The organism is Nocardia sp. NPDC004260, assembly GCF_053603155.1.
Genome location: NZ_JBSGEZ010000013.1, coordinates 58,084 through 78,853, shown reverse-complemented (window position 1 = coordinate 78,853; position 20,770 = coordinate 58,084). Strand labels below are relative to the sequence as shown.

General features: G+C 68.9%; 19 protein-coding genes. 9 read left to right on the top strand and 10 right to left on the bottom strand.

Annotated elements, in window-relative coordinates; all coding sequences use genetic code 11:
• The first annotated feature begins 11 nt into the window (after positions 1-11).
• The 4 genes from ACWEO7_RS10395 to ACWEO7_RS10380 all read left to right on the top strand — a co-directional run bounded on the left by ACWEO7_RS10395 (position 12) and on the right by ACWEO7_RS10380 (position 6,994).
• Positions 12-3,476 carry a DEAD/DEAH box helicase family protein gene (locus tag ACWEO7_RS10395; protein ID WP_452422460.1) on the top strand — a complete coding sequence of 1,155 codons (3,465 nt, stop codon included), beginning with the start codon at positions 12-14 and terminating at the stop codon, positions 3,474-3,476.
• Positions 3,477-3,798: 322 nt separating this feature from the next.
• Positions 3,799-5,616 carry a hypothetical protein gene (locus ACWEO7_RS10390; RefSeq protein ID WP_452422458.1) on the top strand — a complete coding sequence of 606 codons (1,818 nt, stop codon included), beginning with the start codon at positions 3,799-3,801 and terminating at the stop codon, positions 5,614-5,616.
• Between the two features lie 55 nt (positions 5,617-5,671).
• Positions 5,672-6,052: a hypothetical protein gene (locus ACWEO7_RS10385; RefSeq protein WP_452422457.1), complete on the top strand. Its 381-nt coding sequence runs from the start codon at positions 5,672-5,674 to the stop codon at positions 6,050-6,052.
• A gap of 246 nt (positions 6,053-6,298) precedes the next feature.
• Complete coding sequence (locus ACWEO7_RS10380) at positions 6,299-6,994, top strand: phosphatase PAP2 family protein (protein ID WP_452422455.1); 696 nt, start codon at positions 6,299-6,301, stop codon at positions 6,992-6,994.
• Here the strand turns inward: ACWEO7_RS10380 and ACWEO7_RS10375 are convergent.
• From ACWEO7_RS10375 to ACWEO7_RS10340, 8 genes are all read right to left on the bottom strand, one after another.
• The gene (locus ACWEO7_RS10375) at positions 6,962-7,882 is read right to left on the bottom strand and encodes a diacylglycerol/lipid kinase family protein (protein ID WP_452422453.1); all 921 of its coding nucleotides are present in this window, start codon (positions 7,880-7,882) and stop codon (positions 6,962-6,964) included. The genes ACWEO7_RS10380 and ACWEO7_RS10375 overlap by 33 nt on opposite strands.
• Positions 7,883-8,332: 450 nt before the next feature.
• A complete protein-coding gene (locus ACWEO7_RS10370; RefSeq protein ID WP_452422451.1) occupies positions 8,333-8,848 on the bottom strand; it encodes an arginine repressor in 516 nt (171 codons plus the stop codon).
• A 223-nt stretch (positions 8,849-9,071) separates the two neighbouring features.
• Positions 9,072-10,016 carry an ornithine carbamoyltransferase gene (gene argF, locus ACWEO7_RS10365; protein WP_452422449.1) on the bottom strand — a complete coding sequence of 315 codons (945 nt, stop codon included), beginning with the start codon at positions 10,014-10,016 and terminating at the stop codon, positions 9,072-9,074.
• The gene (locus tag ACWEO7_RS10360) at positions 10,013-11,215 is read right to left on the bottom strand and encodes an acetylornithine transaminase (protein WP_452422447.1); all 1,203 of its coding nucleotides are present in this window, start codon (positions 11,213-11,215) and stop codon (positions 10,013-10,015) included. Before ACWEO7_RS10360 ends, argF begins: the two co-directional genes overlap by 4 nt.
• Positions 11,212-12,147, bottom strand: a complete 936-nt coding sequence (gene argB / locus ACWEO7_RS10355; protein WP_452422445.1) for an acetylglutamate kinase — start codon at positions 12,145-12,147, stop codon at positions 11,212-11,214. The genes ACWEO7_RS10360 and argB overlap by 4 nt, the downstream gene beginning before the upstream one ends.
• A complete protein-coding gene (gene argJ / locus ACWEO7_RS10350; RefSeq protein WP_452422443.1) occupies positions 12,144-13,361 on the bottom strand; it encodes a bifunctional glutamate N-acetyltransferase/amino-acid acetyltransferase ArgJ in 1,218 nt (405 codons plus the stop codon). The genes argB and argJ overlap by 4 nt, the downstream gene beginning before the upstream one ends.
• Positions 13,358-14,416, bottom strand: coding sequence for an N-acetyl-gamma-glutamyl-phosphate reductase (gene argC / locus ACWEO7_RS10345; RefSeq protein ID WP_452422441.1), 1,059 nt, complete (start codon positions 14,414-14,416; stop codon positions 13,358-13,360). The genes argJ and argC overlap by 4 nt, the downstream gene beginning before the upstream one ends.
• Positions 14,417-14,564: 148 nt before the next feature.
• Positions 14,565-15,272, bottom strand: a complete 708-nt coding sequence (locus ACWEO7_RS10340) for an ArsR/SmtB family transcription factor (protein WP_452422439.1) — start codon at positions 15,270-15,272, stop codon at positions 14,565-14,567.
• Between the two features lie 64 nt (positions 15,273-15,336).
• Between ACWEO7_RS10340 and ACWEO7_RS10335 the strand changes: the two genes are divergently transcribed.
• The 4 genes from ACWEO7_RS10335 to ACWEO7_RS10320 all read left to right on the top strand — a co-directional run bounded on the left by ACWEO7_RS10335 (position 15,337) and on the right by ACWEO7_RS10320 (position 18,467).
• Positions 15,337-16,149 carry an isocitrate lyase/PEP mutase family protein gene (locus ACWEO7_RS10335; protein WP_452422437.1) on the top strand — a complete coding sequence of 271 codons (813 nt, stop codon included), beginning with the start codon at positions 15,337-15,339 and terminating at the stop codon, positions 16,147-16,149.
• A 135-nt stretch (positions 16,150-16,284) separates the two neighbouring features.
• Entirely contained in the window at positions 16,285-16,887 is a 603-nt protein-coding gene (locus ACWEO7_RS10330; RefSeq protein WP_452422435.1) for a dihydrofolate reductase family protein, read from the top strand.
• Positions 16,884-17,222: a YciI family protein gene (locus ACWEO7_RS10325; RefSeq protein WP_450024171.1), complete on the top strand. Its 339-nt coding sequence runs from the start codon at positions 16,884-16,886 to the stop codon at positions 17,220-17,222. The genes ACWEO7_RS10330 and ACWEO7_RS10325 overlap by 4 nt, the downstream gene beginning before the upstream one ends.
• The gene (locus tag ACWEO7_RS10320) at positions 17,223-18,467 is read left to right on the top strand and encodes an RNA polymerase sigma factor (protein ID WP_452422433.1); all 1,245 of its coding nucleotides are present in this window, start codon (positions 17,223-17,225) and stop codon (positions 18,465-18,467) included.
• Between the two features lie 10 nt (positions 18,468-18,477).
• Here ACWEO7_RS10320 and ACWEO7_RS10315 read toward each other — a convergent pair whose 3' ends face one another.
• Positions 18,478-19,215, bottom strand: a complete 738-nt coding sequence (locus tag ACWEO7_RS10315) for an SDR family oxidoreductase (RefSeq protein ID WP_452422432.1) — start codon at positions 19,213-19,215, stop codon at positions 18,478-18,480.
• A 110-nt stretch (positions 19,216-19,325) separates the two neighbouring features.
• Between ACWEO7_RS10315 and ACWEO7_RS10310 the strand changes: the two genes are divergently transcribed.
• The gene (locus tag ACWEO7_RS10310; protein ID WP_452422430.1) at positions 19,326-20,234 is read left to right on the top strand and encodes a LysR family transcriptional regulator; all 909 of its coding nucleotides are present in this window, start codon (positions 19,326-19,328) and stop codon (positions 20,232-20,234) included.
• A gap of 15 nt (positions 20,235-20,249) precedes the next feature.
• Here ACWEO7_RS10310 and ACWEO7_RS10305 read toward each other — a convergent pair whose 3' ends face one another.
• Complete coding sequence (locus ACWEO7_RS10305; protein ID WP_452422428.1) at positions 20,250-20,741, bottom strand: pyridoxamine 5'-phosphate oxidase family protein; 492 nt, start codon at positions 20,739-20,741, stop codon at positions 20,250-20,252.
• Between the last annotated feature and the right edge of the window lie 29 nt (positions 20,742-20,770).

The following is a 20,770-nucleotide window of genomic DNA, read 5'->3' as shown; positions in this document are numbered from 1 at the left end:
GAGGACCTTTCGTGACCGACAGCAACTTCGACTTCCTGCAGGCGGAGTGGCCGGAGCTGTACGCCGAGGCCAGGCGGGCGGAGCGGAGCGCGGTGGGTGATCCGCGGGTGTCGTGCTTCTTTGCCCGCCGGGCTCTGGAGCTGGCGGTCAACTGGCTGTTCAAGGCCGACGATACGTTGCGGATTCCGTATCGGGATGACTTGAGCGCCAAGATCAAGGAACCGACGCTGGTGCAGGTGGCGGGGTCGGTGATCGTCACGAAGATGGACGTGGTGCGGCGGCGCGGGAACATAGCCGTTCATCGGGCTGGTGAGGTGCCAGCGCAGGACGCGGTGGGTGCGGTCGGCGAGCTGTTCCATGTGCTCTATTGGCTAGGGCGAACGTATGCGCGCACCGAGGAGGGGAAGCCCTTCGACGGACAACGGTTCGACACCTCACTGATTCCCCGGCCCGTGCCTGCCGAGGTGCAGCGGAAGAAGTACGCCGAGGTTCAGCAGATGGCGGCCGAGTTCGCCGCGCAGCAGGCGGAGCTGGCGGCGGAGCGGCGACAGCGCAAGGAGTTGGACGACGAGGTCAAGCGGCTGCGGGCCGAGGTGAAGGCGGCGAAGGCGGCCAACGCCACGGTTCCGGACCGGCACGACTACTCGGAAGCGGAGACCCGCAGCCAGCTGATTGATCTTCTACTGCAGGAGGCGGGGTGGGCGCTGGACGGGCCCGACGACCGCGAATACCCGGTCACCGGTATGCCGACCGACAGCGGCAAAGGCAAAGTCGATTACGTGCTGTGGGACGACAACGGCAAACCGCTCGCCGTGGTGGAGGCCAAGCGCACATCCAAGAGTGTGGAATCGGGCAAGTATCAAGCCTCGCTGTATGCCGATGCACTGGAAGAGCAGCACGGGCAACGGCCGATCATCTTTTACACCAACGGCTACGACACGCAGGTCTGGGACGACTCCTTCTATCCGCCGCGCCCGGTCCAGGGCTTCTACACCAAAGACCAGCTGCGCACGCTCATCCGTCGGCGGGCGGGGCGCAGGGTCCTCGCCACCGAGCCGATCAACGACGCCATCGTGAACCGGCACTACCAGCATCGGGCGATCCGGCGCATTGGAGAGGCGTTCGAGAAGGACAAGCAACGGCAAGCCCTGCTGGTGATGGCGACCGGAACGGGCAAGACGCGCACCGTGATCGGGCTCGTCGATCAGCTCATCCGGGCCGGTTGGGTGAAGCGGGTGCTGTTCCTGGCCGACCGGCAGGCGCTGGTGTCGCAGGCGACGAACGCGTTCAAGACACATCTGCCGAGCGTGCCGACGGTGAACCTGCTCATTGAGAAGGACAGCAGCGCCCGCGTCTACGTGTCCACGTATCCGACGATGCTGAACCTCATCAACGAGATCGACGACAGCCAACAGCGTCCCTTTGGTCCGGGCTACTTCGATCTCGTGGTCATCGATGAGGCGCACCGGTCGGTGTACCAGAAGTACGGCGCGATCTTCGAGCACTTCGATTCGCTGCTGGTGGGATTGACCGCGACGCCGAAGAACGAGATCGACCGCAACACCTACCGGTTGTTCCACCTCGAAGAAGGGGTGCCAACCGACGTCTACGACCTGGAGCAGGCTGTAGACGAAGGTTATCTGGTCCCGCCGGTGGCGAAATCGGTGCCGTTGAAGTTCCTGCGCTCCGGCATCCGCTACTCGGAACTGTCCGATGAAGAGAAGGCGTACTGGGAAGACCTCGAGTGGCGCGATGACGAGGACATTCCCGAAGCGGTCGATGCGCACGCGTTGAACCAGTTCTTGTTCAACCACGACACCATCGACCAGATGCTGCTCGTGCTCATGGAACAAGGCGACCGAGTCGCCGATGGGGAACGGATCGGCAAGACGATCATCTTCGCCCGCAACAACCGGCATGCCGAACTGATCGTGCAACGATTCCGCGTGCTCTATCCCGACCTGCCGGGCGATTTCATCGAGATGATTACCCACAGCGTCAGCCACGCCCAAAGCCTCATCGACAAGTTCGAGAACCCGGAGAAGGCACCGCACATCGCGGTCTCGGTCGACATGCTCGACACCGGCATCGATGTGCCCGCAGTTGCGAACCTCGTATTCGCGAAGGCCGTGCGCACCAGCACCAAGTATTGGCAGATGGTCGGTCGCGGCACGCGGCTGTGCCCGGACCTGTACGCGCCGAACCTGGACAAGGAACGGTTCGTGGTGTTCGACCTGTGCCAGAACGTCGAGTACTTCAACCAGGACCTGCCCACCGCCGAAGGACGCACTCAGGCGTCGATGAGCGAGAAAGTGTTCGAGGCCCGCGCCGACCTGCTGCACAACCTCGACCGTCTCCATTCGCCGGATGACCGGCCCACCGACATCCCGGACGGCGAACCGGAGAGCCTGCCCGACGTGCGGTGGCAGCTCGCTGAACGGCTGCGGGTTGAGGTGGCCAGCATGAACACCCAGAACGTCGAGGTGCGCAAGGAGCTGCGGTACGTCGAGAAGTTCGCCGAGCGGGAGAGCTGGGACATCGTCACTCCCGAGATCCGGGTTGAGGTCGGCAAGCTGGCCGGACTGCCCACCCAGTTCACCGACGACGACCCCGGCCCGGCGGCCAAGAGGTTCGATCTGCTCGCGCTGCGACTGCAATTGGCGTATCTCACCGACGACGCTAACTACGACGGGTTGCGGGAGAAGGTCCAGGAGATCGCTAATGCCTTGCTCGACCCGGGCCTGAACAGCATCACCGCCATCCGACAGCGACACGAGTTCCTGGAAGACGTGGCCGGCGACGCGTGGTGGGAGGACGTCACTCTCCCCATGCTCGAAACGCTGCGCCGACGGCTGCGGGGATTGGTCAAGGCGATCCCCCCGAAAGGCGCCCAGAATCCGCTCTACACCGATTTCCGGGATGAACTCGGCGATGTCAGCGACGTCGCGATAGCCGTGCTACCCGGCGGCGGCAAGGGCATGGCGCGCTTCGAATCGAAGGTCCGCACCTACCTGCGCAGCCACGAGGACGTGCTCGCTGTGCAGAAGCTCCTGCGCAATAAGCAGATCACCTCGGCCGACCTCAGCGAACTGGAAAAGATCTTTCTCGACAACGGGTTCGGCACCGCCGAGGATATCGAGCACGCCGCCACCACCCACGGCGGGCTCGGCTTGTTCCTGCGTTCGCTCACCGGCCTCGACGCCACGGCGGCCGCGACCGCCTTCGATGAATTCCACACCGGCCGCAATCTCACCGCCAGCCAGCTCCACTTCCTGAACCTGCTCACTGAGTACATCAGGAAGAACGGCGTGATCGAAGTGGGCGCGCTCTACGAACAGCCGTTCAAGGGGGTGGCGCCGACTGGGCCGGAGGACATCTTCTCCGAAGAAGATGTAGATCGAATCGTCGCTGTTGTCAAGAACATTCGGACCACTGCGCTGCCTGCCCCAGCCGAGAGCACTGCGGCACACGGCTGAGGCGGATCAGGACGCCTGCCGGTGCAGCCGTCCGCGACGGCGCTCACGTCATGAAACCTGGCCGACCCATTTGCGATCAGGATTCGCTTCGCGTATCGGTCGATCGGCATCATCGAGTGCAACTCGAAGGGGAGGCCGCACAGGTCTGTGGGCGGTGTGCTTGCTGACGGCCCGCTAACGGTACTGGCCCGATGCTCGCGCGGCGACCGCCCTGGAAAACTGCCGGCCTTGTTATCCAACGGCCGGGCAAAACACTGCCGACCGCATCGCCGATGCTGATAGTGTCTGCGCGAGAACGACTTTCATCGAATGGGGGCATTAGGTGGTACAGGAGCAGATCAGCGCGGCACCGAGATCAGGGCCAGTTATCGTCCCGGAGGACGAAGCCACCCGTTACCTGGCCTCCGCGGCGCACCTGCATCCACAACTCGCCGACACGCTCGTCGAGGAGTTCCTGACCGAGCCGTTCCGGGTGGTGGTGCCGTCACCGGGCGTTCGCGCCGATGTCGTCCTCAGAGAAGCCGTCGCCGCACAGACCGCCCGGCGGATCGGGAACGCCCTGCTGCTCGTTCTGCTGCTGGCATTCCTCGTCCTCGGAAGCGGACTCATCGTGATTTGGCTCGCCTCGGGGCTAGCATGGCGGGTCAGTGCCCGGATCGTCGCTCGCGTGATGCGGCGCCAGAATGGTCCGGACACCGGACGGCGGCCAGCGCGTAGCACACCGCCGCCGTGGTGGTCGACCGCGCTGCTGTGGCTACCGCTGTCGTGGATCTTTGTGCTCGCGCTGAGCTTTCCACTGACCCTGCTGCTCATGTTCGGATCCGACGAAAGTCATACGAGCCGCTCCCGGCGCGGCGACGGATTCGGCAAAGGGTTCAGCGACAGCCCCGACCTGAGTTTCACCGACGGCCTGACATCGTTCGTCGCCATCGCCAGTGGTTTCGCCCTGCTCCTCGTGACGGTGGCGATGTACTGCGTGCTGTTCGTGCAGCGCTTTCTACCCTGGGTGCTCGCCGACCGGTGCTTCCAATTCGGCTTTTTCCATCCGGACACGCCGCCACGCCCGTTCGTCAGTTGGGCTTGCCGACAATTCGCCGGTCGGTTGGAGAGAATCGCCCAAGAGGAACGACGCGCCACCCACCCGATGCCGCGCAATGTGGTCGTATACCGGGGCAATCGGCCGTTTGTCGGCGCGGGCGCCAGAGTCCGGTCCTGGTCACAGGCGATCGAGTTGCACTCCGACGATCCCGCGGCGAAGCCGGATGCGGAAATCGGCGAGTTCACCGCCGCGGATCTGCAGAACTTCGTAGCCGAGGACGTCGACGCCATCCGGAAGTCGCCCGATATCACGCCGGGCGGTCGCTTCGCCGGATTGACCATCACCGACACGGCTTTCGTGTCCGCGGGACACCTTCGGCACTACGCCGACGCCACGTTCTTCGCCGACGAACTGACGGCGGGCCGCAATCCACTACTGGCCGACACATACTGGCACGGGTTGCTGAATCGTTCACCGGAATGGCTGCGCCTGTACCGCTGTTTCCGGGTCGAAGCTTGGGAACGACAGCTTGCGGTCGCGGGCTACCTGCACGTCGGGTACGAGCGGCGCACTCTCTACTTGGAGTGGAACGGATTCGTCCTGCCGCCGGTCGCCGCAGCCTACCGAACAGTCGACACGCCGCCCGGCGCGACGATGGCCCGGTCCCTGTGGCGGGCCCTCGGTGAGATGGCGCTGCTGCCGACGACGGTGCCTTCCCGCGTCGCCGATGTTACGACCTGGGTTCGCGACGTACTCGGCTACGGCCACGGGCTGACGAGGACGCCCGCCCAGGCTGCCCATGCCTTCGGTGCGGCGGCGACCGTACGCGAGATCGGCGCGGGCATCGCGTTCCCGCATTTTTTCCAGGAGGCAGATGCCGACCAGTACCTGAAGATTCTCGAGCGCCGCGTGCTGGACGCGATCCAGCGGTTTCTCGCATCGAAGGGCATCGCCACCGGGACCTTCACCGCGATGGTCACCCAGATCAACAATGCGACGGTCATGGACGGGTGCACGGTGGTGGCGGGGAGCATAGGTGGCAGCGGCAATTCCGGCACCGTTGGATCCGCCGATGTCATCGGCACACCGGCCGCAGGATGACTTCGGCCCGATCCACCGCCAGGACAAAGAGCGAAACGACTAGGAGTACTCGAGAATGCCCGATAACGGCGTGAATATCGGCGGCGGCAATGTCGTCGCGGGAAACATCGGCGGTTCCGGCAATTCCGGGGCCATACACGGACGAGTCACGGTGAACGGCGGCGGCGACCTGGACGCTCTGCAGACGACAATCGCTCAGCTGCGTAGCGAATTGATCGCGCTCCGAGCACTACTCACCGACACCGAGGGTCCGTACGCGGAACCTGCCGATGTCGATGAAGTCATCGAAGCCCTCGGCGAATCCGAACCCGACCTCGAACGGGCCACCGGCAGGTGGACTCGGCTGTTCCGCCGAATTCCAGAGGCGCTCACGAATCTCGACACTCTCACACGAATCGTCGATCTCTTCGAAAGGGTGCGCGCACTCGCCGAGTGAGTACGGTTCACTCCACCATCTCGGGGTAATACAAGGACGTGTGCGATCGACCGAACGGGCCGACCCGATTCGGGGCCGGTCCATCGGCGACAGGACCGCGCAGTCGGCAGGTGGGCTCGCTTGTCAACCGGATCGAATTCAACGGCCCCCAAGCTAACTGTTTCCGCCGGTTATCAAAGCAGCAACTGTACGGGCTCTCGCGCCCTGGTCGATCGGCGGTAGCAGCCCTCGACCTACGATCACCTTATGCCGGAGCGGATCGACAAGCAGCAGACGGTCGGGGACACCATCGCAAGGAAGGTCGAGGACCAGCGGGGTGCGAGGTCCCCGTGGGCGGAAGCGTTGCGCGAGCTGGGAGCGGTCGACCGAGCGGCGTACCGAGCCGTGGCGGTGACTCCCACGCCTCAGTTGGACGATGCCTTTCGCCGACTTTCGAAGGCGGCCAACTACTCACGTCTGTGGCTCGGCATCGCTGCGGTGATCGCCGCCCTCGGAGGTGGACGTGGACGCCAGGTGGCGCTGGAGAGTGTGCTCGCGATCGGTGCGACGTCCGCGACCGTGAATCTCGGCATCAAGCCTCTTGCCCATCGGCGGCGTCCGGAGCGACCCGACCCGGACCCGTTCGAAGCACGTCTCGTTCCCATGCCGGAGTCCGCGTCTTTCCCGTCCGGTCACGCCGCCTCCGCTTTTGCGTTCGCCTACACGGTGGGTCGGCACTACCCGGCGCTGGCAGTGCCGATCCGGTTGCTCGCCGGCGGGGTGGCCTATTCGAGGGTGCACACCGGCGTGCACTACCCCGGTGACGTCGTGCTCGGCTCGCTCCTCGGAGCCGGAACGTCGGCCATGGTGGCGGGCGTACGCGGCCGCAGGTATCGGTCGTCGAGGCGGAGAGGCGTCGTACCCGGCCGACTACTCCGACGCCTGCCTGCGGACGGACGGTGAAGCGCTCCTCGGGGACCTTGCGGGTCGCAGGCGAGCGGAGGGCGAGGCGCCAGGATGCCGGGACGAGATGCGCACGCGGAGCGCTGCCGGGCGAATGACGAACCTGAGCGGCGCGTCCAGCACCACTGGCTCGCCGTCGATACCCGCGTGCACGGGCGCGGGGGCGAAGACCTCGAAGTCCGGTGCGCTCCAAGCGCGCCCTGGAGGACGCCGCCCGGCATCCGGTGCGTCGAGAACGACGATGCCAAGTAGGCCGCTCTCGAGCGACGGGCGACTGCCCAGGACTGGAGGGCCCAACGCGTAGGGGTTGTTCGAAACCAGCACAACGGCGAGCTGAGCGTGCTGCCGGCCTACGTCGTCGACGAGGTGCAGCGCCGGCGTCCTTCCACCGGGGCCGGCCACCCGATCGGCCGTTTCCATAAGAGTGCGCACCTTGGCGTCGCGATAAGCCGGATGGCGGACCGCCTCACCGTAGATCCCCAGCGAAACGTTGTTCACGAATGCGCGGCCGTTCACTTCTGCCAGGTCGATCCGGCGCTCGACCCCATCGGTGAACGCGTCGAGCGCGCCCGCCACGTCCTGCCGGTTCACTCCCAGGTCGAGCGCGAAGTGGTTACGTGTCCCGGCTGGGACGCAGATGAACGGCACCCCCTGCCCGGCGGCGGCCGCTGCCACGACCGCGAGGGACCCGTCGCCACCAGCCATCCCCAGCGCGTCCGCGCCCTGCCTCACCGCCTCCTCGACGCGTTCGGTGAGGCTCTGGCCGGGATCGAGAACGATCACCTTTATCCCGAGATCCCGTGCTCGTTCAGCAACCCTCGCGCGGCCGGCCGCGCCATCGCCCGACTTCGGGTTGACAAACAACACCGGCCGTTGCGGCGGGTCCACGACACTCCAGCCACGAGGGGCCGATCTCTGCTCGGACGGGCCGCTGCTCGGCCGCACCAATGGGAAGGTCATGATGCTTTCCCCCGGCTGCCCCCAGCTACCGATGGCGACCTCACGTCGCCTTCGCAGACCCCGCTGGTCGGGTTCCGCGGAGGACCGTTGGCCGCTCGTCGGCATCGGACTGACACGTCATGCCCCCCATTGACGGGTTGCTGACCCTGACACTTCCGTATCTTACGTCTCGGTCCACGGCGACCCGGTGCGACGACCAAAGAAATGTGCCCCTGACCAGCGAATTCCTCAGCTCATGTGTGCAGGAGTCGTCGAGCAGCTGCCGGAAGCCCTGCCGACGTACCACCACCTCGGGAGGGAGGACCAATGGATCTACTCACGCAGTTCGAGAGAAGGTCGTTGGCGGTTCGACGAATCAGGCACGGAGTCGGGGACGGATCAGGCTAGGTGTTCGATCTTCGCGGCTACTTCCGCACCGGTCAGGGGTTCGCGCGCGATGACGGCGATGGTGTCGTCGCCCGCGATGGTGCCGACGATGTACGGCAGGGCCGCGCGGTCCAGGGCACTGGCCAGGTAGTGGGCCGCGCCCGGCGGGGTGCGCAGGACCGCGATGTTGCCACTGGCGTCGGTGGAGACCAGCAAGTCGCCGAGCAGTTTGGACAGCCGGTCGGTGCCGCCGGTGACACCGCGGACGGGGCTGCCGTCCTCTGGCACCACGTAGACGCCCGCGCCGCCGTCTGCCGCGCGCAGTTTCACCGCACCGAGTTCGTCGAGGTCCCGCGACAGCGTCGCCTGGGTGGTCTCGATGCCCTCGGCCGCCAGGAGCGCCGCCAGTTCGGTCTGGCTGCGTACCGCGTGCGCCGACAGCAGTTCGATGATGCGCGACTGCCGCCCGGCGCGGGTGCGCGCGATGGCCGGGCCGCTTCGTCCCGATTCCGACTGCGAAACGCTCACGACCGCGCCTCGCTAGGGCGCAGGATCGGCGTACGCGGCTGAGCGCTGCGCCCTGGCTGACACTCCCTCACCGGCTGCATCTCGCCGGGGTCCGGTTCGCTCCAGGCGGCCCCGCTGGGCCCGACGAGCATGGCCACGCCGGTAATACGCCCTCGCTCACGCTGCGCCCTTCCAGCACGAGCGGAGCCGGACACACTCCGCTGCCGCCTCCTGGCCGGACCGCTCACGCCGAGCCCCCGTATCGTCGCTCCAGCAGCCAGACCAGCAGCGCCTTCTGCGCGTGCAGGCGGTTCTCCGCCTCGTCCCACACCACGCTGTGCGGCCCGTCGAGCACCTCGTCGGTCACCTCTTCGCCACGGTGCGCGGGCAGGCAGTGCAGCACGACCACGTCCGGCTTGGCGTGCGCGAGCAGTTCGGCGTTGAGCTGGAACGGACGGAACGGACCCACCCGGTCCAGGCCGTCGTTCTCCTGCCCCATGGACGTCCAGGTGTCGGTGACCAGCGCGTCGGCGCCCCACGCCGCGGCGACCGGGTCGCCGGTCACCGTGATGGTGGCGCCGGTCTCGGCGGCACGCTTGCGCGCGGCCTCCACCACCCACGGCTGCGGCTCGAACCCGGCGGGCGCGGCGATGGTCACGTTCAGACCCGCCGTGGCGCCGCCGAGCAGCAGCGAGTGCGCCATGTTGTTGGCGCCGTCGCCGAAGTAGGCCAGTTCGCGACCGGTCAGGTCGCCCTTGTGCTCGGCGAGCGTTTGCAGGTCCGCGAGCACCTGGCAGGGATGGAACTCGTTGGACAGCGCGTTGACCACCGGCACGGTCGCGGTGGCGGCCATCTCGTCCAGCCGGGACTGCTCGAAGGTGCGCCACACGATGGCGTCCACGTACCGGGACAGCACCCGGCCGGTGTCGCCGAGGGTCTCCTCCCGGCCCAGCTGGGTGTCGCGACCGTCGACGACCACCGCGTGCCCGCCGAGCTGGGCGATGCCCATCTCGAAGGAGAACCGGGTGCGGGTGGAGTTCTTCTCGAAGATCACGCCGACGCCGCGCGGACCCTCCAGCGGGCGCCGCGCGAACGGCGATTTCTTGAGTTCGGCCGCGAGGGCGAGGATCTCGGCCTGCTCGGCCGGGCTGACATCGTCGTCACGCAGGAAATGCCGCACGGAAGTCATTGCGTCGCAGCCCCTTTCGCGTCCGCGAGCGCGGCGTCGAGGATCCCCGGCAGGTCGGCGACGAAATTGTCGGCCTGGGTCTCGGTGAGCACCAGCGGCGGCGCCAGCCGGATCACGTCGGGCTTGGCCGGGTTGACCAGGTAGCCCGCCTCCCGCGCCCGCGCTTCGACCTGTGCGGACACCTGATCGGTGAGCACGATGCCCAGCAGCAGGCCCGCACCGCGTACCTGATCGATGAGCGGATGCTCGAGCAGTTCGATGCCGTCGCTGAGCCGCTTGCCGACCGACTCGACGTGCGAGAGCAGGTCGGTCTCATCGATCGTGCGCAGCACCGCGAGCGCCGCCGCGGCGCACACCGGATTGCCGCCGAAGGTGGTGCCGTGCATGCCGGGGGTGAGCAGATCGGCCGCCCGCCCGGTGGCCAGCACCGCGCCGATCGGCAGTCCGCCGCCGAGGCCCTTGGCCAGGGTGATCACGTCCGGGACGATGCCGACGGCCTGGTGGGCGTAGAACTTCCCGGTCCGGCCGATGCCGGTCTGCACCTCGTCCAGCACCAGCAGCGCACCCTTGCGCGCGGTGATCTCCCGCGCCTTGGCCAGGTAGTCGAACGGCGGTACCACCACGCCGCTCTCCCCCATCATCGGCTCGAGGAACACCGCGGCGGTGTCCTCGTCGACCGCGGCCTCCAGCGCCGCAGCGTCGCCGTAGGGCACGTGCACGACGCCGGGCGGCATCGGTTCGAACGGGGTGCGCTTGGACGGCTGCCCGGTGAGGGCGAGCGCGCCCATGGTGCGGCCGTGGAAGGCCTCCTCGCAGGCGACGAGCTTGGGCCGCCCGGTCAGCCGCGCGATCTTGAACGCCGCTTCGACGGCCTCGGTGCCGGAGTTGCAGAAGAACGCCCGGCCTTCGCCGTCGCCGAAGTGCGCGAGCAGCCGCTCGGCCAGCTCGACGACCGGCTCGCTGGCATACAGATTCGACACGTGCCCGAGCGTGCCGAGCTGCTGGGTGACCGCCTCCAGGATCGCCGGATGCGCGTGCCCGAGGCTGTTGACCGCGATGCCGCCGAGGAAATCGACGTAGCGCTTGCCGTCCGCGTCGTAGACCACGGCTCCCGCGCCGCGGACCAGCGCGACCTTCGGTGTGCCGTAGTTGTTCATCAGCGCGGCGGACCACCGCTGCTGCAGTTCAGCTGTGCTCATTGTTTCGTTCCGTTCGGCGCGCCGGACCCGTTCGGGATGAGCGGGGCGGGCGTCACCATCGTTCCGATTCCTTCTCCGGTGAACAGTTCCAGCAGCACGGCGTGCGCGACCCGGCCGTCGATGACATGCGCGGTCGGCACCCCGGCCGTCACGGCGCGCAGGCAGGCTTCCATCTTGGGCACCATGCCCGCATCGAGGCGTGGGAGCAACTCGGCCAATGCTTTCGAATCGATGCTGGAGGTGAGCGACGACCGGTCCGGCCAGTTCGTGTACAGGCCTTCGACGTCGGTGAGCATCACCAGTTTCTCGGCGCCGATGCCCTCGGCGAGCGCCGCGGCGGCGGTGTCGGCGTTGATGTTGTGCACCACGCCGTCGGCGTCCGGGGCGATGGTCGACACCACGGGAATTCGGCCCGCCCCGATCAGATCCAGCACGGCATCCGGGTTCACCTCGGTGACGTCGCCGACCAGCCCGATGTCGGTGGGCTCGCCGTCGACATCGACCGTGCGACGGGTCGCGGTGAACAGCCCGGCGTCCTCACCGGAGATGCCCACCGCGTACGGGCCGTGCGAGTTGATCAGGCCGACCAGCTCGCGGCCGACCTGACCGAACAGCACCATCCGCACCACGTCCATCACCTCGGGGGTGGTCACCCGGAAGCCGCCGCGGAATTCGCCTTGCAGCCCGAGCTTTTTCAGCATCGCGCTGATCTGCGGGCCGCCACCGTGCACCACCACCGGGTGCACGCCGACCGTGCGCAGGAACGCCATGTCGGCGGCGAAAGCCCGCTTGAGGTCGTCGTCGATCATGGCGTTGCCGCCGTACTTCACGACGACGATCTTGTCCCGGAACTTCTGCAACCACGGCAGGGCGTCGGCCAGGACGTGCGCCTTGTCCAACGCCGAAAGCGTGTGCAACACATGGCTGGTCATGAGCTGTAGGCCGAGTTCTCTTCGACGTAACCGTGCGAGAGGTCGGTGGTGCGGATGGTCGCACGCGCGGAGCCGACGTTCAGGTCGATCAGCACCTCGATGTCGGCGCCGGACAGATCGACCTCGCGTGCGCCGGGCGCGCCGACGCCATCGATGCACACCGGTTTGCCGTTGAACGACACCGAGATCCGGTTCGGGTCCAACGTCACCGGCGCCATGCCGACCGCCGCGAGCACCCGCCCCCAGTTCGGGTCGGATCCGAACAGCGCCGTCTTGACCAGGCTGTCGCGGGCGACGGTGCGCGCCGCGGCCACGGCCTCCTCCTCGCTGACCGCGCCCGCGACGGTGACCAGCACCCGCTTGGTGACGCCCTCGGCGTCGGCCATCAGCTGGGCGGCCAGATCGTCGCAGACCGCGAGCACGGCAGCGTCCAGTTCCTCCTGGCTCGGGCTGACCTCGCTGGCGCCGTTGGCCAGCAGCAGCACGGTGTCGTTGGTGGAGCAGGAGCCGTCCACGTCGAGCCGGTCGAAGGTGCGCGCGGTGGCGTTGCGCAGCGCGCGGTCGAGCTGATCGGCGGTCACCGCCGCGTCGGTGGTGAGCACCACCAGCATGGTCGCCAGCGACGGGGCCAGCATGCCCGCGCCCTTCGCCATGCCGCCGACGTTCCACTTGTCACGGTGGTGGAACGCCGCCTCCTTGGGCACCGTGTCGGTGGTCATGATGGCCCACGCGGCATCCGCGCCGCCGGACAGGCCGCCGCCCATCTCGTGCACGATCTCGGTGACGGCGGGGATCAGTTTGTCCATCGGAAGCCGGTCGCCGATGAGCCCGGTGGAGCAGACCGCGATCTCCCCCGCTCCGGTCTCGGTGCCCCAGTTGCTCAGCGCGGCGGCGAGTTCCTCGGCGGTCTTGTGCGTGTCCTGGAAGCCGCCCGGGCCGGTGCAGGCGTTGGCGCCGCCGGAGTTCAGGATCACCGCGCGCAGCCGCTTGCCGGTCAGCACCTGCTGCGACCACAGCACCGGAGCGGCCTTCACCTTGTTGCGGGTGAACACGCCCGCGGCCGGGTACTCCGGCCCCTCGTTGAACACCAGCGCCAGGTCCGGCTTGCCGCTGACCTTGATGCCCGCGGCGATGCCCGCCGCGCGGAAGCCGAGCGGTGCGGTCACGCCCTGGGTGCGGACCAGCTTGCCGCTGGCGGTGTCGGTCGATGTCACGGTGCCACTCCTACGGTGGAAAGTCCTTCGGTCTCCTCGAAGCCGAGGGCCAGGTTCATCGATTGCACCGCGGCTCCCGCGGTGCCCTTGGTCAAGTTGTCGATCGCGCCGATCACCACGAGCACGCCCGCGTCGGCGTCCACGGCCACTTGCAGGGTGACGGCGTTGGAGCCGAGCACCGACCCGGTCTGCGGCAGCACTCCCTCCGGCAGCAGGTGCACGAAAGGCTCGTCGGCATAGGCTTTTTCGTAGACCGCGCGCGCCTGCGCCGCGTCGACGCGAATCGGTGCGGTGCAAGTGGCCAGGATGCCGCGCGGCATCGGCGCGAGTACCGGCGTGAAGGACACCGTGACGTCGGCGCCGCCGGCCGCCGTGAGGTTCTGCGCGATCTCCGGGGTGTGCCGGTGCGCGCCCGCGATCCCATAGGCCCGCGCCGAACCCATCACCTCCGACCCCAACAGCCCGATGTCCAGCTTGCGGCCCGCTCCGGAAGTGCCGCTCACCGCGACCACGTGCACGGTGGGCTCCACGATGCCCGCGGCGACGGCGGGAGCCAGCGCGAGACTGGCTACGGTCGGATAGCAGCCGGGGACCGCGATCCGCGTCGCGCCCCGCAGCTTCTCCCGGCCGCCGGGCAGCTCGGGCAACCCGTAGGGCCAGCTGCCCGCATGTGGGCTGCCGTAGTATTTCTCCCAGGCCTCGGGGTCGGTGAGCCGGAAGTCGGCGCCACAGTCGATGATCACGGTGGACTCGGGCAACTCGGCGGCGATGGCCGCGGACTGGCCGTGCGGCAGGCCGAGGAAGACCACGTCGTGCCCGGCCAGCTCGGCGGCCGTGGTCGGCGCGAGCACCCGATCGGCCAGTGGCAGCAGATGCGGCTGCAGCTCCCCCAGCGGGGTGCCCGCGTTGGAGCCCGCGGTCAGCGCCCCGATGACGAGGCGCCCGGTTCGGTAGGCCGGATGCCCCAGCAGCAGACGCAACACTTCGCCGCCCGCGTACCCGCTGGCACCGGCTACCGCGACCCGCACGGCGGGTCCGCCCGAGGAATCAACCATGTGATGATTATGCATGACTATGCAAGCTCATTCACAGCCTGGTCGCCGGGAGCGGTTCACGACCACCAGATACCCGCCGCGTCGTCACGCGAAACGGCGCGCCCGCTGCATCGGCCACGCGAGCTACGGCGCCTCGATCCGCCGCAGGTCAGCGCAGTAGTTCGGGGGCGATGCCCAGCGTCTCCGCCAGCCCGGCCTCGCCCCGCGCCGTCACGCGCACGGCGCGTCCGCTACCGATCCGCTTGATCCACGCCAGCTCGATCATGCGGCGGCAGAGTTGCGCGCCCGCCGCGCCGCCCAGATGAACGCGGCGCTCGGTCCAGTCCAGACACGGCCGGACGATCGGCCGTCGCGTAGCGCGCAGCGCGGCGGGGTCGACGCCCATCGGCCCGGTGAGCCACGCCGAACCGGACTCCGTCAGCCCGAACCCGCTGTCGCCGCGCAACAGGCCCTGCGCGGTCATGGCGTCGGTGACCGCCACACCCAACCGGCCTGCGAGATGGTCGTAACAGGTGCGGCCACGGGCCAGCGCGGCGGCGGCGGTCGCGGTGCGCAGCCCGGTCGCCGGGGCTGCGGGCGGGCCGAGATGGGCGACCATGGCCTCGAGCAGGTCCGCGACCCGCGGCCCGGCCAGCCGCAGGTAGCGGTGTCTGCCCTGCCGATGCTCGATCACCAGCCCGCCGTCACGCAGCCGGTCCAGGTGTTGCGTCGCGGTGGACGGCGCGACACCGGTATGGCGCGCGAGTTCGCCCGCGGTCCAGGCCCGTCCGTCCAGCAGCGCGAGGCAGATGTCGGCGCGGGTGCGGTCGGCGAGCAGGGCGGCCAGGCCCGCCAGTTCGGCTCCTCGATCGGACATCACCTCATCATTGCGCGTCGTCGTTTCGGCGGGCGCCGAAACGTCCCGTGGCTACGGTCGCGGCATGACTTCGTCTTCTCCGGCGGCGCCCGCGCCGACAAAGTTCGAGACCTTCCGCGCCCTGCACCACCGCGACCTGCCCCTCGTGCTGCCGAACGCCTGGGATTTCGCCTCGGCGGCGTTGCTGGCGACCGAGGGATTCCCGGCGATCGGCACCACCAGCCTGGGCGTGGCCGCCGCGGCGGGGCTCGCCGACGGTGCGGGCGTCACGAAGGCGGAGACCCTCGACGCCGCCCGGCGCCTGGGCCGGCTGCCCATCCCGATCACCGTCGACATCGAGGGCGGATTCGACGAGCGGCCCGAAGCGGTCGCCGATTTCGCCGGACAACTCGCCGCCTGCGGGATCGCGGGTATCAACCTCGAGGACGGCCGCGCGGGTTCCGCTCTGGCCGACCCACGGCACCAAGCCGCGCTGATCGGCGCGATCAAGGACCGCACACCGCAGCTGTTCGTCAATGCCCGCGTCGACACCTACTGGCTCGGCCTCGACCACGGCTCCACACACGAGCGAGCGCGGCGCTACGCCGCGGCCGGAGCCGACGGCGTGTTCGTGCCCGGCGTGGCCGACCCGGCCCGCATCGAGCGGATCGTGGCGGCGACCGAGCTGCCGGTCAACGTCCTCTATTCGGCCACCGGCCCGGGCATCGCGACGCTGGCAGACCTGGGTGTCCGCCGGATCAGCACCGGATCGCTGCTCTACCGCGCCGCGCTGTCGGCCGCGGTGGACGTGGCCCGCGCCGTGCGGCACGACGCTCCCGTCACGCCGGGCATCGTCAGCTATTCCGACATCCAACGCCTCCTGCCCGCCGGCTCCTGACCGGTGAATCCGCCCGATGCCGCGGTGCCGGGAGAAATTGGGTGGAAAAGTATTCCGCGCTCGCTGTCGATACGCCGGTCGTCCGTTCGTGTACTGGGTGAGACCGGCGCCGCGCCGGTCGCGGAAGGAGCGGAGATGAGCAAGATCATCGCGGTGGAGCATCTGAGCTTGGACGGCGTCATGCAGGCGCCCGGCCGGGCGGATGAGGACGACAGGGACGGATTCGCCCACGGCGGCTGGGCACACCGGCACGACGACCCGGTGCAGGCGGAGGTCATGGGCAGGCACATGGCGGCCAACCGCGGCGCGCTGCTGCTCGGCAGGCGCACCTACGAGGATTTCGCGGGATACTGGCCCCGCCAGGTCGGCGATCCGATGGCCGATGCGCTGGACAAAACCGAGAAGATCGTCGCCTCGCGTACCGGAAGCGGGCCGCTGGCCTGGCAGAATTCGACCTGGCTCGGCGGCGACGCGGCGACGGCGGTGCCCGGAATACAGCGGCGGCAGCCGGACCGGAACCTGGTGGTACTCGGCAGCGGTGACCTGTTGCGCTCTCTGATGCGTCACGATCTCGTGGACGAGTACCTATTGCTGACCCACCCGCTGGTGCTCGGCACCGGTCGCCGCCTGTTCGACGGCGTGGGGCCGGTCGGTCTGCGGTCGGTCGACACCGTGGTGACCGGCACCGGTGTCGTCATCACCACCTACCGGCGTGCGTGCGGGAGGACGACGGAATGAAGAACTATCTGCTCGGCATCTACCAGCCCGACGAAGGCGTGCCGGACAACCTGGACCAGATCATGCGCGATCTCGCGGCGCTGAACGACGAGATGCGGGCGGCGGGAGCCTGGGTGTTCGCGGCGGGCCTGCACGCCCCGAGCACCGCCACCGTGCTGCGCGCCAAGGGCGACGACATGCTGATCACTGACGGCCCGTATGTCGAGGGCAAGGAGCACATCGGCGGGTTCACCGTCATCCGCGCCGCCGATCTCGACGAGGCCCTGGAGTGGGGCCGCAGGCTCGCCGCCGTCGTCACTCTGCCCATCGAAGTCCGTCCGATCCGAGACGAATAGATGAGCGAGGCCGTGACCGGCTCGGTGATCGAAGCGGTGTTCGCCGAGCACTACGGCCGTGCGGTGGCGAGCCTGATCCGCGTGTTCGGAGACATCGGCGTCGCCGAGGACGCGGTGCAGGACGCGTTCGCCGCCGCCGTCCAGCGCTGGCCCGCCGACGGTGTCCCGCCGAGCCCGCCCGGCTGGATCATCACCACCGCCCGCAACCGAGCGATCGACCGCCTGCGCCGCGACGCCTCCCGGGCGGACCGGCACGCGCAGGCCGCACTCCTGCATGCCGAGGACGAACCGTTGGAGCCCATGAGCGCCGTGCGCGACGACCGCCTCCGGTTGATCTTCACCTGCTGCCACCCCGCCCTCGCGCAGCAGGCGCGGGTGGCACTGACCCTGCGGCTGCTCGGCGGGTTGGGCACCGCCGAGATCGCCCGCGCCTTCCTGGTCTCGGAAGCGACCATGGCGCAACGCTTGGTGCGCGCCAAAGGCAAGATCCGGGATGCCCGCATTCCCTACCGGGTGCCCGCGGACGCCGAGTTGCCCGCCCGGCTGCGCGCGGTACTCGCCGTCGTGTATCTGATCTTCACCGAGGGGCACACCGCCTCCTCCGGCGCGCGGCTGGTCCGGGCCGACCTCTGCGCCGAGGCCATCCGCCTCGGGCGCTTGCTGGCAGAGCTGATGCCGGACGAGCCCGAGGTGACCGGACTGCTCGCGCTGATGCTGCTGAGCGAGTCCCGCCGGGCCGCCCGCACGGGTGCCGACGGCTCTCTCGTCCCCCTCGCGGAGCAGGATCGCAGCCGGTGGGACCGCGACCTCGTCGACGAAGGACACGCGCTCGTCCGGCAGTGCCTGCGCCGCAACCGGCCGGGGCAGTACCAGCTGCAGGCGGCGATCAACGCGGTGCATGCCGACGCCCCCGCCGCCGCGGCCACCGACTGGACCCAGATCCTGCGGCTCTACGACCAGCTCGCCGCACTCACGCCGAGTCCGATCGTCACGCTCAATCGCGCGGTGGCGGTCGCCGAAATAGACGGTCCGGCAACGGCCTTGGCACAGGTGGACGCCCTGCCCCTGGCGGGGTACCACCTGTTCCATGCCATCCGCGCCGACCTGTTGACCCGGCTCGGCCGCACCGAGGAGGCCGCCGCCGCCTACGACGCCGCCATCGCCCGCACCGAGAATGCCGCCGAGCGCAGTTTCCTGGCGCGTCGGCGCGCCGAACTCGGTGGGCAACCACGCCGGAGCGATTGACGGCCCGCGCTCACGCCAGGCGGCCGCCGCCATCGACGTGCAGGGTCGTCCCGGTCATGAACGGATTGGTCAGTGCCGACAGCGCCGCGGCGGAGATGTCGGCGGTGCTTCCGACCCGGCGCGCCGGATTGCGAGCCGCCACCTCCTCGAAGAAATGCTCTTTCCGCTCGCCCAGACCGTCCCAGGCGCCCGAGTCGACGATGCCCGGCGACAGCGCGTTCACCCGGACCGGCGCCAGCTCGACCGCCAGCGCCTCGGCGAGAAAACGCACCGCGCCGTTGGTCGCGGCCATCACCGTCCGGCCCGGCGCGGGCCGCCATGCGGCGACCTCGGAGAACAGCAGCAGCGCACCGCCCGGCCTGATCCGGGCGGCGAAGTGCTTGCCGAGCAGGATCGGACCGATCACCTTCGCGTCGAAGGCCCGCACGACCGCCGCGCGGTCCAACTCGGCCACGGGACCGTTCGCGTGCGCCGCCGCCACCGACACCAGATAGTCCAGTTCACCGATCTCCTCGGCCGCCCGGACGACGGAGTCCTCGTCGCCGAGATCGATGCGCAGGGCATGGATCGTCGCGCGACCACGTGTCTCGCCCGCCACCTGCCGCCGTGCGGCGGCGACGGCGTTCTCGTCCCGGCCCGCGAGCACCACGTCCGCACCCTCGGCGGCGCCGTCTCGCGCGATCTGTCGCGCGATGCCCGACGCACCGCCGACGATGACGAGTTTCTTGCCATGCATCGTGCCTGTCATGAGTTGCCTCCTCGGTAGGTGTCGCCCCCACCGAGAAGGAACAAGCAGGGAGACCATCGGCCATCCCGTCGTGAGATCGATATTTTCTGGCTTTGCCATAAAATTCTCGAATGCCTACTCTGCGCGCGCTGGAGTGCCTGGTCGCCGTGCTGGACTCCGGATCGGTGACCGAAGCCGCCGCCCGGCTGCATCTGTCGCAGCCCGCGCTGTCGCATCAGATCGCCGCGCTGGAACGCGAGCTCGGCACGCCGGTGCTGGAGCGGCTGCCGCGCGGTATGCGGGCCACCGCGGCGGGCCGCGCGATCGCCGCGGACGCGCGCGCCGCCGTGGCCGCCGCCGAACGTGTGGTCACGGCAGGGCGCGCCGTCGCCGCGGGCGCGCGAGGACAGCTGCGGATCGCCTGCGCGGACAGCATGTCCGCGAGCCTGCTCGCGCCTGTGCTGCGTGCCTGGCATCGCCGCCGTCCCGAGGTACACCTCGTGCTGGCCGAGTTGTCCAGCGCGGACGCCATGGCCGAGATGGTGTCCGCCGGGACGGCCGACCTCGCCCTCGGCCCGCGGCCGTCCCGCTGGGAGGGCCGCCTCGTGGTGATCGGAAGCGAGGAGATCGTCGCGGTATCGCCGCAGGCTGCCGGAAAGCCCACGGCGACGGTCACTTTCGCCGACATCGCCGCGCAACCGGTGGTGCACTACCACTCCGACAACGGTCTCGGCGCCTGGCTCGACGAAATCGCGGCAGGCCAGGGCGTGACGCTGACCGCGTCCACCAGGACCCGGCAGGCCAGCACCGCCGCCCAGCTGGCCGCCGCCGGACTCGGCACCGCACTCGTGCCGACCAGCGCGCTGCCGGCCACGTTCTCCGGCGCCGTCCGCAGCCTGCGTCCGCCCCTGGTGCGCGAGGTCGTCTGCCTCACCGCCACCCCTGGCGATCCTCTCGTCCGCCGATTCCTGGAAGACCTGCGCCGTCGCGGAGTCCCGGTCCCGAGCCCGATCGCCGCCCAGTTGACGGCGCCGGAGTGAGGCGGCGGCCCCGGGTCAGTGCTTGCGCACCACGCGTTCGCCTTCACCCGGCTTCCAGATGGTGATGTCGAGGTGGTCGCCCGCGACCTCCACTGTCGACGCGCCGGTGAGATCGGCGACGTAGAAGTGGTCGAACTCTTGGCCCCTGATGTCGAAACCGGTCTCGTCGAACAGGTGCTGGGCGAAGCGAACGTGCACGTCGCGGTCGGGAAGCTCGACGACGGTGCCGAAGAGTTTGGCGTCGCCGTCGGACACGTTCGTGTCCACCGTGGCGGTGTGCAGGCAGAAGCGCGGATCGCGCGCCAGATCGCGGAACTTGGTCGTGCCCGGCATCCCCGCGATCACCAGCAGCCCGTCGAAGACGCGCGGCTCGATCGGACTGATCCGTGGATACCCGTCGGAACGGATGGTGCCGAGCATGCAGAGATTGCCCGCCGCGCGATGCCTGCGCAGGAAGATCTCGGCGATGTGCGGCGCTTCTTCGGTGAACCGGCTCCAAGTGGTCATACGGCGACGGTACGGCGAATACTTGCCAT